Genomic DNA, 14,878 nt, shown 5'->3' with positions numbered 1-14,878 from the left:
TTGATGGCGCTCTTCAATTTCAGGCGCTGGAGCATGCGCCGCCGTTTGTTACTCACCATCGGTGGCATTCTGGTGTTTTGCCAGTTGGTCAGCGTGTTCTGGCTGTGGCATGAAAGCGAAGAGCAAATCCAGTTGCTGGTGCAGGCAGCGATTCATAACCACAACAATCGCAAACATATTGAGCATGAAGTCCGCGAAGCGGTGGCCAGCCTGCTGGTGCCAAGCCTGCTGATTATCGGGCTGGCGTTGCTGCTCTGTATGCAGGCGGTGAAAACCATTACCCGCCCCCTGCTTGAGTTGCAGGATGAGTTGAATAAACGCACGCCGAACAACCTGCAACCCATCACGCTGAACAATAGCGTCAGCGAAGTAGAAGCCGTCACCTCATCGATTAACGAGCTGGTCTCCCGCCTGACGCTAACCCTCGACAGAGAACGGTTGTTTACCGCCGACGTTGCCCATGAGCTGCGCACGCCGCTGGCCGGGTTACGTCTGCATCTGGAATTAATGGCAAAAACCAGCGGTATTAACGTCGACCCACTGGTACAGCGCCTCGAGCAAATGACGGAAAACATTGCCCAGTTGTTGCTGCTGGCGCGCGTCGGGCAGTCATTCTCCGCCGGTAGTTACCAGCAGGTGATGCTGCTGCAGGATGTGGTGCAACCCATTCGCAGTGAACTGGAACAGATGCTGACCGCGCGCGAACAGACGCTGGAAATTGCAGAGCCAGAAAGGGATATTGCGGTCGCCGGTGACGCCACGCTGCTGCGGCTGCTGGTGAGAAACCTGGTGGAAAACGCCCACCGCTATAGCCCGGCAGGATCGACCATTACCGTGCGGATCGAAAACGCCGCCGCACCGGTACTGGCGGTGGAAGATGAAGGGCCGGGCATTGATGAAAGCCGCAGCGGAGAGCTTAGTAAAGCCTTCGTGCGTATGGACAGCCGCTATGGCGGCGCGGGTCTGGGATTAAGCATTGTGTCACGTATCGCGCAACTGCATGACGCGCAGTTCTTTTTGCACAACCGGCTGACGCAATCTGGCGTGCGGGCGTGGGTAAAATTCCTCCCGGACGCCCGCCAGGCATAAATCAGTAGGTCAGCACCCACAGACGGGCAAAACCAATCACTAGCGCCAGCGCGAAAGCGACAGCGAAACACTCACGAACCTTAAATTGTTGCATCAGATTGCCCTCCAGAATACCGGTGGGCAGTGTGTCAGGCGTACGTTAAGCCAACATTAAGAGAGCCCCGACAGGCTCTCTTTTTTGTTATTTTGTGCTGTCACGTCACCACGCTGATTTCAGGATGCGGCAATAAACAGCTCGCGCAACTGGTGCAGTTGGTCGCGTACTTTCGCCGCCTCTTCGAACTCCAGGTTCTGCGCATGCTGCATCATCTGGCCTTCCAGCTCGTGGATTTTCTGCTGCAGCGCTTTCGGCGTTAACGCCAGTTCAGCCGCTTCCACCTGCGCAGGTGTGCGTGTTTTACCACGCCCTTTCGCACGCGTCTTCGCCAGCCCTTCGCCAAGCGCCAGAATATCCACCACTTTCTTATTCAGACCCTGCGGGGTAATGCCGTGCTCTTCGTTATAGCGCTGCTGTTTTTCACGACGACGCTCGGTTTCACCAATCGCTTTCGCCATCGACGGCGTGATTTTGTCACCATACAGAATCGCTTTACCGTTGATGTTACGCGCGGCGCGGCCAATCGTCTGGATGAGTGAGCGCTCAGAACGCAGGAAGCCCTCTTTGTCGGCATCCAGAATCGCCACCAGCGAGACTTCCGGCATATCCAGCCCCTCACGCAGCAAGTTGATGCCGACCAGCACATCGAACTCGCCAAGGCGCAAATCGCGGATAATCTCCATACGTTCAACCGTGTCGATATCCGAGTGCAGATAACGTACCCGTTCGCCGTGCTCTTCCAGATATTCCGTGAGATCTTCCGCCATGCGTTTGGTCAGCGTCGTCACCAGCACACGTTCGTTAATGGCGGCACGCTGGCGAATTTCAGAGAGCAAATCGTCCACCTGTGTCGCCACCGGGCGCACTTCAATTACCGGATCGAGCAGGCCGGTCGGGCGCACCACCTGATCAATCACTTCGCTGCCCGATTTCTCCAGCTCGTAATTGCCCGGTGTCGCCGAAACATAAATCGACTGCGGTGCCAGCGCTTCAAACTCTTCAAACTTTAACGGTCGGTTATCCAGCGCCGACGGCAGGCGGAAACCATACTCCACCAGCGTCTCTTTACGCGCGCGGTCACCACGATACATCCCGCCGATCTGCGGAATAGTCACGTGTGATTCGTCGATTACCAGCAGACCATCGGCGGGCAGGTAGTCGAACAGCGTCGGCGGCGGCTCGCCCGGCCCGCGCCCGGAAAGATAGCGCGAGTAGTTTTCAATCCCCGAGCAGTAGCCCAGCTCGTTCATCATCTCGAGGTCGAACTGCGTACGCTGGCTGAGCCGCTGCTCTTCCAGCAGTTTATTATTTTCCAGCAGCGACTTACGGCGTTCGGCCAGCTCAACTTTGATCTCTTCCATCGCCTGCACGATCCGCTCGCGCGGCGTCACATAGTGCGTTTTCGGGTAGATTGTGAAGCGCTGAATGCCCGACTCAATATGGCCGGTCAGCGGATCGAACAGCGACAGACGCTCAACCTCTTCATCGAATAATTCGATACGCAGCGCCAGATCGTCAGATTCCGCCGGGAACACATCGATAACTTCGCCGCGCACGCGGAACGTGCCGCGCTGGAACGCCTGATCGTTACGGGTATATTGCAGCTCCGCCAGGCGGCGCAGGATCGCGCGTTGATCGATGATCATGCCCTTAGTCAGGTGCAGCATCATTTTCAGATAGAGATCCGGATCGCCCAGACCATAGATGGCAGATACAGAAGCCACCACAATCACATCGCGACGCTCCAGCAGCGCCTTCGTCGCTGACAGACGCATCTGCTCAATATGTTCGTTCACCGAGGCATCTTTTTCGATAAAGGTGTCAGAACTTGGCACATACGCTTCCGGCTGGTAGTAGTCGTAGTAAGAGACGAAATACTCGACCGCGTTCTCCGGGAAGAACTCTTTCATTTCACCGTACAGCTGCGCGGCCAGCGTTTTATTCGGTGCCAGCACCATTGTCGGGCGCTGCAGATCGGCAATCACATTGGCGACGGTGAATGTCTTCCCTGACCCCGTCACTCCGAGTAACGTCTGGTGCGCCAGGCCGTCTTCCAGACCTTCCTTGAGGCGGCGGATAGCTTCAGGCTGATCGCCGGAGGGACGAAAAGCGGAATTCAGTTTGAACGGTTTACTCATGAACGGCTACCTGATGAAGGAATGAGCGGGCAGGTAACACATTTTACTCACCCTGTTCACTTTTGCCAATAAATAACACTGGATGAAAAAACAGTAGCGAAACAGGCAATTTGTTCTACTCCCCGTTAGGGCGCCGCTTCTCCCGTCAAATTTCAGCGCGGACAAGATAAAACACTAACCCTTTCAGGTTATCCCCAAAATTTTTCCTCTTTTAACATTTGTCAAGCGAGCCTTTGAAAGTTTTGTGGCAGCGAGTGACACTTTTCTTACAGGCATTGCTTTTATATAACCTTTTGATTATTAAAAATAATTACAAAAAGACGTGTTTAACACCAATTCAGGCGAAACCCGCGTCCCTTCTCGCTTGCCGCATGTTTTCTAACTCTAATACACAAGGTTATCCACAGGAATAGTGGATAACTGCCGCCAGGCCGGATACCTCGCCTTCCCGCCAAATCCCATTTTGTCCCAGGCGAGTGCCGCTAAAAATTTTTTATCATTTCTTTTTGATAATTATCGGCAAACGAAACGCAGGATCCGCATGAGATCGTTCTCACAGATCCTGCTATTGCTGCACCACAACTCAACACTGCAAGCACTGGCAAAGTGCAGAATTTTTACCTGGCTTCTTCCCTCCTCACGTTTTAAAAGCCACTTTTCTCAGCGGCATCCGAAAAAAAAGCCTTTTTTATGTTCTGGCAAGCCTTTTGCAGAATCATCAAAGTCATCAGATCCGAACAAGGAGCGGACAATGTTGAGCTTACGGGCAGTAAACCAGTATTACGGTAATCAGCATACATTGTGGAATGTCGACCTCGATTTATCCCCCGGGGTCTGCACATCAGTTATTGGGTTGCCAGGCATGGGCAAGACGACACTGGTGAATTGCATCACTGGCTATTTACCCATTGAAAGCGGCAGCATGATTTGGCAGGACGCGGGCGCACCGCCGTGCGACTTGCTCTCTCTGCAAGCCGAACACCGCAGCGCCATCGGCATCAGCTATGTGCCGCAGGACAGGCGGATTTTTTCGCAACTTACCATTGAGGAAAATCTGCATGTCGCGATGCGCGCCGGCAGGGAGCCGGGCAGCGCAGTGCGGCGGGATATTTACGATTTGTTCCCCGAACTGTATGAGTTACGCCAGGTACGTGGCGCGGAGTTGTCAGAGGATAACCAGCAACAGTTAGCGATGGCGCGGGCGCTGGTTACGCACCCACGGTTGTTGATCCTTGATGAGCCAACGCGCGGTCTGGGGCAGGCCTTTATTCATAAACTGGGCAATTTGATCGTGCGGCTCAACCAGGAGTTTGGCATGACCATTCTGCTGGCTGAACAGCACCTGTCATTTATTCGCCGGGTCGCCGATCGTTTCTGCCTGCTGCATCGCGGGCGCAATGTCGCGCAGGGCGAGGTTAAACAGCTTGATGATCCGCTGCTCTCAAAGTGGATGACGCCGGAGTCAGGACACTGAGATCAAGATAATGACCCGTTTTTTCTTTTTCCGGTGCGTGGGCAAACCAGGGAATTTCGCCAATCAGCGGAGCCTGCATCACGCGCCGAAGCGTCGCCAGATACTCAGTGTGTCGCCTGCCCGGCTGCACGACATCGTTAGCAATCCAGCCTGCCAGCCGTAATCCCGCCTGGCGCACCGCCTGCGCGGTTAACATGGCATGGTTGATACAGCCAAGTTTTACGCCAACAACCAGAATCACCGGCAACTGCTCCTGTACCACCCAATCGGCGAAAGTGAGTGTCTCTGAAAGCGGTGTAAACCAGCCCCCCGCCCCTTCCACCAATAGCCACTGCGCCTGTGTTTCCAGCGCGCGCAGCCCGGCGGACATCACCTGCGCATCAATGGGCTCCCCTACATCGGCACTGACAATATGCGGTGAAGTTGGCTCCGCAAAGGTATACGGATTGACGGTTTTATAGGCCATCGGCAGGCTGCTGTGGTGTTGCAGCGCCAGTGCATCGCTGTTGCGCAGCCCCTCTGCGGTCATCTCACTCCCGGAGGCCACCGGTTTATAACCCGCGCTGCGTAAACCACGCAGGTTCGCCGCTTGCAGCAGCGCACAACTGGCGACCGTTTTCCCGACTTCCGTATCCGTACCGGTCACAAAATAGCGTTCAATCACGGACGATCACTCCCCAAAAAAGATGGTATGTCAGCGGGCATTTGCACTGCTGCTGCGGCCAGGCCAGCTGCAAACGTTGCAGTTTGCCGCGTGTCAGCCCCTGCTGCCTGCCCGCGTGTAAATGTGTTGCGCCAATACCTTTTAGCGAACGCAGCGCGGCGGTCGCATCGTCAAAGTGCAAGGTTATGGTCTCGACGCCACTACGCAGACGCCAGCCGTGCAAAGCCTGTTTGATGGCTGGCAAGGTTAAGAAACGGTTGGCGTGCGGATGATCGTCAATCTCGCGCCAGGCCTGGTTTAGCTCCGGCAGTGATGCGGCTGCCAGCGTGGTAAACGCGACACAACCGCCGGGTCGGGTCACGCGATACAACTCCCCGACAGCCTGGCGCAAATCATCACACCACTGCACCGCCAGGTTGCTCCAGACCAGCGAAAATTGCGCATCCGCCAGCGGCATGGCTTCAATATCCCCCCTCACGTAGCGCTGCGCGCTGTGCTGGCGGCGCGCTTCATCAAGCATATTTGCCGAAAGATCCAACGCCGTTACGTCGACGCCCTGCCCGCGCCAGTAGCGGCTCATCGCGCCGGGCCCGCAACCGGCGTCCAGCACCTGAGCAGGCGTAATAGCGCCCAACTGCGCTAAAAGCAGATCGGCGCTCCGGCGCTGTAATTCGTCGTGTTGCGCGTAACTGTGCGCCGCGCGGCCAAAAGCAGCAGCCACCGCCTGTTTATTCACCGTCATGCAAGGCCTCCAGCAAGCGATCGATATCGTCGAACAGGTGCTCTGCCGTCAGCGTCAGGCGCAAACGCGCCGTGCCTAGCGGCACGGTGGGCGGGCGAATCGCAGTCACCCAACAGCCGCGCTGACGCAAGCGTTCAGCCAACCGCAATGCCCGGCTATTTTCCCCCACGATCAGCGGCTGGATTGCGCTGGTGGAATCCGTCATCGTGACGGATGCGTGTGCCACGCTAGTGCGAAAATGGGTAATCAGCGCCGCCAGTTTTTCACGCCGCGCATGACCATCGTCACTACGAATAACCTGCAATGCCGCGCCCAGCGCCACGGCCTGCGCCGGCGGCATCGAGGTGCTGTAAATCAGATGGCGGGCAAATTGCAGCAGATAATCCGCTACCGTGTCGCTGCACAACACCGCCGCACCGCTGACACCAAAACCTTTGCCGAAGGTCACCACCAGTACTTGCGGTTTGATGCCCTGCAGGTGACAACTGCCGCGCCCCTGTTCGCCCACCACGCCAATACCGTGTGCATCATCCACCATCAACCAGGCCTGCGCTTCCCGCGTGGCATCAGCAATGGTCGCCAGCGGTGCGCTGTCGCCATCCATGCTGAATACGCCCTCGGTCACCACCAGTTGCTGTCCGGTAAGTGGTTTTGCCAGCAGCATAGTCAATTGCCCGACATCGTTATGCGCGAAACGCCGCAGCTGCGCCGGGCTGTGGCTGGCGGCTTCCAGCAGTGAGGCGTGGCTTAATTTGTCGGCGACAATCCGGTCATCCTTCCCCGTCAGCGCAGCAATCACCGCCTGATTAGCGGCAAAGCCGGAGATAAACAGCAACGCGCGCGAGTAACCGAGCCAGTCGGCCAGTTCTTCCTCCAGTTCCCGGTGCGCTGTGGTGTAACCACTCACATGCCCGGAACCGCCGCTGCCCACGCCATAACGCTCCGCGCCCTGTTGCCAGGCGCGGATCACGGCGGGATGTTGGCTTAAACCGAGGTAATCATTACTGGAGAAGTTGCAAAAGCGCTGATCGCCAAGCGTAAGCCAGCGCCCCGCCCCCTGCGAGACAGCACGCCTCGTGCGCAGCGCATCCGCCGCGCGGCGCTCATCGAGTGCGGCATCAATACGCTGTTGCCAGCTCATACGGCTGCCGCGTTGTAATACTGGTCGGTATCGGCGTGCAATAACTGTTGCTCAAGCTGCTGCTGTTGCTCGTTGTCGCCGTTCAGAACTGCCGTCTGCTGCGGGTTCAGGCCGAGCTTACGGAACAGTTGCAGGTCTTTATCCTCTTCCGGGTTCGGCGTGGTAAGCAGTTTGCAGCCGTAGAAAATGGAGTTCGCCCCGGCCATAAAACACATTGCCTGAGTCTGCTCGTTCATCTGCTCGCGTCCGGCAGAAAGACGCACATGCGAGGTCGGCATCATGATGCGCGCAACCGCGATGGTGCGGATAAAGTCAAAGGCGTCGACATCCTCGTTATCCGCCAGCGGCGTGCCTTTTACTTTGACCAGCATATTGATCGGCACGCTTTCCGGCGGTGTCGGCAGGTTCGCCAGTTGCAATAACAGACCGGCACGATCGTTGACCGTTTCGCCAAGACCAACAATGCCGCCGGAGCAAACTTTGATGCCCGCGTCGCGCACTTTATCGAGCGTGTCGAGGCGCTCCTGGTAAGTACGCGTGGTGATGATATTGCCGTAAAACTCCGGCGAGGTGTCAAGATTGTGGTTGTAGTAATCCAGCCCGGCGGAAGCCAGCCGCTGCGCCTGGTTTTCATTGAGCGTGCCCAGCGTCATGCAGGCTTCCAGCCCCATCGCTTTCACCCCTTCAACCATTTTTTCGAGGTACGGCATGTCGCGATCGTGCGGATTTTTCCACGCCGCGCCCATGCAAAAACGCGTCGATCCGGCGCGTTTCGCCTGGCGAGCGGATTCCAGCACCTGTTCAACTTCCATTAACCGTTCGGACTCCAGCCCGGTTTTATACCGCGCGCTCTGCGGGCAGTATTTGCAATCTTCCGGGCAGGCACCGGTTTTAATCGACAGCAAGGTACTGACCTGAACCTGGCGGGGATCAAAATGTTGACGGTGTACCTGCTGCGCTTCAAACAGCAGTTCCAGGAGGGGTTTTTCAAACAGCGCAGTGACTTGCGACATTGTCCAGCGTGCGTGGTGAGCCATCGGGCGTCTCCAAAGGGTGTTGTTAAATCGTTATTCGGTGTAGACTCGTAAACCTAAAACTTTTTAATTTGGTTTACAAGTCGATTATGACCCTGGACGATCTCGCCTTTGACACGCGACATATCTGGCACCCTTACACCTCCATGACCTCCCCGCTGCCGGTTTACCCGGTACAGTCCGCACAGGGTTGCGAGCTGATACTCAGCAGCGGCGAACATCTGGTTGACGGCATGTCCTCCTGGTGGGCGGCAATCCACGGCTACGGGCACCCGGCGATTAACGCGGCGATGAAAGCGCAAATCGACGCGGTATCCCATGTGATGTTTGGCGGCATTACCCATCAACCGGCAGTCGATTTGTGCCGCAAACTGGTGACAATGACGCCAGAGCCGCTGGAGTGCGTATTTCTGGCCGACTCCGGTTCCGTGGCTGTAGAAGTGGCAATGAAGATGGCGCTGCAGTACTGGCAGGCGAAAGGCGAGCCGCGACAGCGTTTTCTTACCTTCCGTAACGGTTATCACGGCGACACGTTTGGCGCGATGTCGGTCTGCGATCCGGATAACTCCATGCACAGCCTGTGGAAAGGCTATTTGCCGGAAAACTTGTTTGCCCCCGCGCCGCAAAGCCGTTTTGACGGCGAATGGGACGAGCACGACATGGTGGCTTTCGCGCGCCTGATGGCGGCGCATCGCCATGAGATTGCGGCGGTGATTGTAGAGCCAGTCGTGCAGGGCGCGGGCGGCATGCGCCTCTATCATCCGGAATGGCTGAGGCGCATCCGTAGGATGTGCGACCGGGAAGGCATTTTGCTGATTGCCGATGAAATCGCCACTGGCTTTGGCCGCACCGGCAAGCTGTTTGCCTGTGAACATGCAGGGATCGCCCCGGACATTCTGTGCCTTGGCAAAGCGCTGACCGGCGGCACCATGACGCTTTCGGCAACGCTCACCACGCGCAATGTGGCCGACACCATCAGCAACGGCGAAGCGGGTTGCTTTATGCACGGGCCAACATTTATGGGTAATCCGCTGGCCTGCGCGGCAGCTCACGCCAGCCTCGGGATTTTACAAAGCGGCGCGTGGCAAACGCAGGTAGCGGCTATCGAGAGGCAGCTAAAAGCGGAGCTGATGCCCGCGCGCGAAGCGGCCAATGTTGCCGACGTGCGCGTACTGGGGGCCATCGGCGTGGTGGAAACCCGCTCGCCAGTCAATATGGCGGTGCTGCAACGTTTCTTTGTTGAACAAGGTGTATGGGTGCGTCCGTTTGGCCGGCTGATCTACCTGATGCCGCCCTATATCATCACCCCGGAGCAGCTCTCCCGTTTGACCCGTGCCGTCAATGCCGCCGTGCTGCGCGGTGATCTTTTTGCCTGAGATCGGCTACACTTCCCGGCACGCATGAAAAGCAGAAGGAGTGCATATGAAGTTGGTCAGCCATGATTTACGCGACGGCGAAAAGCTGCCGCATCGCCAGGTGTTCAACGGTATGGGCTACGATGGCGACAATATCTCCCCGCATCTGGCGTGGGATGAAGTGCCTGCCGGCACCAAGAGTTTTGTCGTGACCTGCTACGACCCGGATGCGCCAACGGGCTCCGGCTGGTGGCACTGGGTGGTAGCGAACCTTCCCGCCGATACGCGCGTTCTGCCGCAAGGCGCGGGTTCCGGTCTGGCGGCATTGCCGGATGGCGCGGTGCAGACACGCACCGATTTCGGCAAAGCCGGTTACGGCGGCGCGGCACCGCCAAAAGGTGAAACCCATCGTTATATTTTTACCGTACATGCTCTGGACGTAGAGCGCATTGAGGTCGACGAAAACGCCAGCGGCGCGATGGTCGGTTTTAATGTCCACTTCCATGCGCTTTCCAGCGCCTCGATCACCGCCCTTTTTAGCTGAAATTCACGGGATTTACAGCCGATTGTACAAATCGGCTTCCCGTTTCGCTCAACTTAGTATAAAAAAGCAGGCTTTGAAGTCCTCTTTCAACTTTTACATAGTCTGGAGCTCCCCTTGAACACATCATCGGTTTCCCGTCTGGCGCTGGCGCTCGCTTTTGGCGTGACACTGACCGCCTGTAGCTCAACCCCGCCAGCGGAACGTCCGTCTGAACAGAAAGCGCCTGGCACCGCCGCGCGCCCGATCCTCAGCGCAGGTGAAGCGAAAAACTTTGTAGCGGACCGCTATTTTACCGCCATGACGCCGGATAACGCGGCATGGAAACCGGTCGCCATCCGCCTGCCGGAAAAAGCGAATTTCGTGGTTGGCCCTGCTGGCACGCCGGGTGTGACGCACACCACCATTCAGGCTGCGGTTGATGCGGCAATCAACAAACACGCCAGCGATCGTCAGTACATCGCGGTGATGCCGGGCGAATATGAAGGCACGGTGTATGTACCTGCCGCCTCCGGCAGCGTGACTATTTACGGTACCGGCGAGAAAGCGCTGGATGTGAAAATCAAACAGGCTATCGATGCCGAAATGGACCCGAACAGCTGGCGCCGTCTGGTCAATCCGTCGGGCAAATATATGCCGGGCAAACCGGCGTGGTATATGTTCGATAACTGCCAGAGCAAACGCACTGCAACTGTCGGCGTAATGTGTTCTGCGGTCTTCTGGTCACAGAATAACGGCCTGCAACTGCAAAACCTGACCATCGAAAATACGCTGGGTGACAGCGTTGACGCGGGCAACCACCAGGCGGTGGCACTGCGCAGCGATGGCGATAAAGTGCAGATCAACAACGTTAATATTCTGGGCCGCCAGAACACCTTCTTTGTCACCAACAGCGGCGTGGATAACACCCTGCGTACCGATCGTCAGACCCGTACGCTGGTAACCAACAGCTACCTTGAAGGTGATGTCGATATCGTGGCTGGTCGCGGCGCGGTGGTGTTTGATAACTCCGACTTCCGCGTAGTGAACTCGCGCACCCAGCAGGAAGGTTATGTGTTCGCACCCGCCACCCTGTCTAATCTGTATTACGGTTTCCTTGCCGTGAACAGCCGCTTTAACGCCGCCGGTAACGGGGTTGCGCAGCTCGGCCGTTCACTGGATGTTGATGGCAACACCAACGGCCAGGTGGTGATCCGCGATAGCGTGATCAACGAAGGCTTTAATGTAGCGAAACCGTGGGCCGATGCCGCCGTTTCCGGTCGTGCTTACGCCGGTAACACCGGAACCGTCGACGATAAAGGTAACGTGCAGCGCGAGCTGAACAACCAGCAGTTCAACCGCATGTGGGAGTTCAACAACCGCGGCGTGGGCAGCCAGGTTGTGGCGATGCCGAAAAATTGAGCCGATCCTGATAATAAAAAACCTCGCCGTGGCGAGGTTTTTTTATACGCGAAATGCAGCATCAGAAGGCGTTAACCACGACCCACATTGGCCCCTGGCCTACGGCATAGCGGGCTTTTTCGGTCAGCAACCCTTGCTCGCCACTAATCTCGTACACCGCAATGTGGTGCGATTTCTGCCCGGCGGCAATCAGGTATTGGCCGCGATTATCAATATTGAAGCCGCGCGGCTGCGTTTCTGTTGGCTGGAAGCCTTCGATAGCCAGTACGCTACCATCTTCCGAAACGCTGAACACGGTGATAATGCTGGCGGTGCGATCGCAGGTATAAAGATGGCGACCATCCGGCGTGATATGAATATCCGCCGCCCAGCGCGTGTCGCTGAAATCAGCAGGCATCATATCCAGCGTCTGCACACACTCAATGTTGCCGTGCGCGTCGCTGAGCTGCCAGACATCCACCGAACTGTTGAGTTCATTGACGCAGTAGGCGAAACGCTGGTTCGGATGAAACGCCATATGACGCGGGCCGGCACCCTCGACAGTGGTGACTTCCGCGGGCTCCTGCGCCGTCAGGTGACCGTCATCGGCCAGGGTAAACAGGCAGATGCGATCCTGTTTCAGTGCCGGTGTCCACAACGTACGGTTGTCAGGGGAGATATTCGCTGAGTGGCACCCTTCCAGCCCTTCCACCACATCAACAATCCCGGTCGGCAGGCCATCTTCCAGACGGACGACACTCACACTGCCCGCGTTGTAGGACGCGCTGAACAGGAAGCGCCCGCTGCGATCGGTCGAAATATGCGTCGGGCTGCCCGGCAGCGGAGATTCCGCGGCGAAAGTCAGGGCACCATCATCCGGCGCAATGCGATACGCGATAACGCGAAACTCAGGGCGAACCCCGACATAGAGGTAACGTTTATCCGGGCTGACGACCATCGGCTGCACCTGGCCGGGCACATCCACCACCTGGACAAGCGTCAGGCTACCTTCAGAGTTCAGGCGCCAGACGTGGATCTGCTGACTTTCCGGGCTGGCGGTATAAACGGTTTGTTTCATGAACGCTCCTTTCCTCTAATTCTTCTTTGCATTAAGTAACCAGGATAGCTGCTTTTGTTGGTTGATGCTGAATTTTACCCGGAGATTTTGCGCAGCCGGTGACCCGGTGTACCATCCCCGGACATTTCAATTTCAACATCGACCACGGAATATGATATGACTTCGCGCGTGATTGCACTGGATTTAGACGGTACGCTACTGACCCCGAAAAAAACGCTTCTGCCCTCATCCCTTGAAGCGCTGGCTCGCGCAAAAGCCGCCGGACATCAACTCATTATCGTGACAGGTCGGCATCATGTTGCCATCCACCCTTTTTATCAGGCACTGGCGCTGGATACACCTGCAATTTGTTGTAATGGCACTTATTTGTATGATTATCATGCAAAAAAAGTGTTAAGCGCCGATCCGCTGCCGGTTTTACAGGCCCAGCAGTTGATCACACTGCTTGATGAGCACGCGGTTCACGGTCTGATGTACGTCGACAACGCCATGCTGTATGAAAAGCCAACCGGCCATGTTGAACGCACCAACACCTGGGCGCAACAGTTGCCGCCAGAGCAGCGCCCGGTCTTCCGGCAAGTGGCTTCCCTGCGCACGGCGGCGCAGGAAGTGGAGGCTATCTGGAAATTCGCGCTCACCGATACCGACACGCAGAAACTGAAAAATTTTGCCCACCACGTGGAGCAAACCCTGGGGCTGGAGTGCGAATGGTCCTGGCATGATCAGGTCGATATTGCCCGCGCGGGCAATAGCAAAGGCAAACGTCTGCGCGAATGGGTGGCGTCACAGGGGCTATCGATGAAAGACGTGGTGGCATTTGGTGATAACTATAACGATATCAGCATGCTGGAAGCCGCCGGTGTCGGCGTGGCGATGGGCAATGCCGACGATGCGGTAAAAGCTCATGCGAATGTAGTGATTGGCGACAACACCGTCGACAGCATTGCGCAATTTATCTACAAAGAACTGCTGTAAACGGCGGCTCAGGTTCACCGATGCAAAGATGACGCCCCTGACGCAGGGGCGAATACCGGGCGTGGGATGATGCCACCGCCCAATGAATCGCAGGTTGCGTATCCGCCGCTCACGCGTTTATCGACACGCTTTTGATTTGCGCATATAACCACTGACCTGGCTTCACGGCCAGCTCATCTCTGGCCCACGGACTGATACGCGCCCACAGAGTACGGCTACCCACTTCCAGTTGCACTTCCACCTGGCCGTCGATATCAAAACATTGCGCCACTTTCGCACGCAGAATATTACGGATACTGGTATTCATCGGCGGCTGCAGCACCAGTGAAACATCCGTCGCCTGAATACGGATCCGCAGCGCGCTTTGCAGCGGAAGGTCAATCTTGTTGACCCAAATGTGCTGATCGCCGAGCGCCAGCGCCGTCATCGCATAATGCGGATGGTGCTCCAGCACCACCACTTTCAACACGCTACTTTGCTGCTCCGCCGGTAACCACGGGTTCATTACGCGGCTACCCCAGACATCTTCCAGGCTGCCGAAGGCCTTCACTTCTCCCGCCTCCAGCACCATCACTTTATCCGCCAGATGCAGAATTTCATCCAGGGAGTGGCTGACATACAGCATCGGGATATTGATCTCCCGCGCCAGCCGTTGCAGGTATGGCAGCAATTCGCGCTTACGCGGAATATCCAGCGACGCCAGTGGCTCATCCAGCAATAGCAGCTCCGGCGCGGTTAATAACGCACGACCAATTGCCACCCGCTGCTTTTCCCCACCGGAAAGCCCGCCGGGTAAACGATCCAGTAACGGCTCGATACCGAGTAACGCCACCAGTTTGTCGAACTGGCCAGCCATGGATTTGGCCATGCCGTAACGCAGGTTTCCGCGCACTTTGTAATGGGGAAACAACCGTGCATCCTGGAAAACATAGCCGACACGCCGCTTCTCCGGCGGCAGGCAAATTTTGCTTTCGGTATCAAACAGCACGCGATTATTGAGCGTTATCCGCCCTTGCTGCGGATGTGTCAGGCCGCCAATTGCGTTGATTAACGACGTTTTCCCGGCCCCCGAAACGCCAAAAATGGCGGTGATGCCGCTGGCGGGCAGCGTTTCAGCAATGCGTAAGCGATGCGTCCCCAGCGTCTGGGTAAAATTCAGCTCCAGCATGG

13 protein-coding genes are annotated in these 14,878 nt (G+C 56.8%); 6 read left to right on the top strand and 7 right to left on the bottom strand.

Annotation, left to right across the window (positions count from 1 at the left end):
• Window positions 1-3: 3 nt before the first annotated feature.
• Window positions 4-1,089 carry a two-component system sensor histidine kinase PmrB gene (gene pmrB, locus IP581_RS06975; RefSeq protein WP_193822116.1) on the top strand — a complete coding sequence of 362 codons (1,086 nt, stop codon included), beginning with the start codon at window positions 4-6 and terminating at the stop codon, window positions 1,087-1,089.
• Between the two features lie 213 nt (window positions 1,090-1,302).
• On the opposite strand, the gene uvrB is transcribed toward pmrB, so the two are convergent.
• Entirely contained in the window at window positions 1,303-3,324 is a 2,022-nt protein-coding gene (uvrB, locus tag IP581_RS06970; protein WP_086871659.1) for an excinuclease ABC subunit UvrB, read from the bottom strand.
• 751 nt (window positions 3,325-4,075) lie between these two features.
• On the opposite strand from uvrB, the gene IP581_RS06965 reads away from it, so the two are divergent.
• Window positions 4,076-4,798, top strand: coding sequence for an ABC transporter ATP-binding protein (locus IP581_RS06965; RefSeq protein ID WP_086871657.1), 723 nt, complete (start codon window positions 4,076-4,078; stop codon window positions 4,796-4,798).
• Here IP581_RS06965 and bioD read toward each other — a convergent pair.
• Genes bioD through bioB form a run of 4 tightly spaced genes read right to left on the bottom strand, consistent with a single transcriptional unit; the run spans window position 4,740 to window position 8,382 of the window.
• Window positions 4,740-5,462: a dethiobiotin synthase gene (bioD, locus tag IP581_RS06960; RefSeq protein ID WP_086871655.1), complete on the bottom strand. Its 723-nt coding sequence runs from the start codon at window positions 5,460-5,462 to the stop codon at window positions 4,740-4,742. The genes IP581_RS06965 and bioD overlap by 59 nt on opposite strands.
• The gene (bioC, locus tag IP581_RS06955) at window positions 5,455-6,204 is read right to left on the bottom strand and encodes a malonyl-ACP O-methyltransferase BioC (RefSeq protein ID WP_193822115.1); all 750 of its coding nucleotides are present in this window, start codon (window positions 6,202-6,204) and stop codon (window positions 5,455-5,457) included. The genes bioD and bioC overlap by 8 nt, the downstream gene beginning before the upstream one ends.
• On the bottom strand, window positions 6,191-7,345 hold the full coding sequence (gene bioF / locus IP581_RS06950; protein WP_193822114.1) for an 8-amino-7-oxononanoate synthase: 1,155 nt from the start codon (window positions 7,343-7,345) through the stop codon (window positions 6,191-6,193). Before bioF ends, bioC begins: the two co-directional genes overlap by 14 nt.
• Complete coding sequence (bioB, locus tag IP581_RS06945; protein ID WP_086871649.1) at window positions 7,342-8,382, bottom strand: biotin synthase BioB; 1,041 nt, start codon at window positions 8,380-8,382, stop codon at window positions 7,342-7,344. Before bioB ends, bioF begins: the two co-directional genes overlap by 4 nt.
• An 86-nt stretch (window positions 8,383-8,468) precedes the next feature.
• Here bioB and bioA point away from each other — a divergent pair, with 86 nt between their 5' ends.
• From bioA to IP581_RS06930, 3 genes are all read left to right on the top strand, one after another.
• On the top strand, window positions 8,469-9,755 hold the full coding sequence (gene bioA / locus IP581_RS06940) for an adenosylmethionine--8-amino-7-oxononanoate transaminase (protein WP_193822113.1): 1,287 nt from the start codon (window positions 8,469-8,471) through the stop codon (window positions 9,753-9,755).
• 46 nt (window positions 9,756-9,801) lie between these two features.
• Entirely contained in the window at window positions 9,802-10,278 is a 477-nt protein-coding gene (locus tag IP581_RS06935) for a kinase inhibitor (protein ID WP_017455978.1), read from the top strand.
• A gap of 114 nt (window positions 10,279-10,392) precedes the next feature.
• Window positions 10,393-11,676 (top strand): putative acyl-CoA thioester hydrolase, encoded by a 1,284-nt coding sequence (locus IP581_RS06930; RefSeq protein ID WP_193822112.1) that lies wholly within the window; start codon window positions 10,393-10,395, stop codon window positions 11,674-11,676.
• A 61-nt stretch (window positions 11,677-11,737) separates the two neighbouring features.
• On the opposite strand, the gene pgl is transcribed toward IP581_RS06930, so the two are convergent.
• Complete coding sequence (pgl, locus tag IP581_RS06925) at window positions 11,738-12,733, bottom strand: 6-phosphogluconolactonase (RefSeq protein ID WP_193822111.1); 996 nt, start codon at window positions 12,731-12,733, stop codon at window positions 11,738-11,740.
• Window positions 12,734-12,889: 156 nt separating this feature from the next.
• Between pgl and IP581_RS06920 the strand changes: the two genes are divergently transcribed.
• Complete coding sequence (locus IP581_RS06920; protein ID WP_086871642.1) at window positions 12,890-13,708, top strand: pyridoxal phosphatase; 819 nt, start codon at window positions 12,890-12,892, stop codon at window positions 13,706-13,708.
• 109 nt (window positions 13,709-13,817) lie between these two features.
• Here IP581_RS06920 and modC read toward each other — a convergent pair whose 3' ends face one another.
• A complete protein-coding gene (gene modC / locus IP581_RS06915; protein WP_193822110.1) occupies window positions 13,818-14,876 on the bottom strand; it encodes a molybdenum ABC transporter ATP-binding protein ModC in 1,059 nt (352 codons plus the stop codon).
• Between the last annotated feature and the right edge of the window lie 2 nt (window positions 14,877-14,878).

It is taken from the genome of Kosakonia pseudosacchari (genome assembly GCF_015167415.1).
GTDB lineage: Bacteria > Pseudomonadota > Gammaproteobacteria > Enterobacterales > Enterobacteriaceae > Kosakonia > Kosakonia pseudosacchari.
This window is presented reverse-complemented; position numbering and strand designations above follow the sequence as displayed.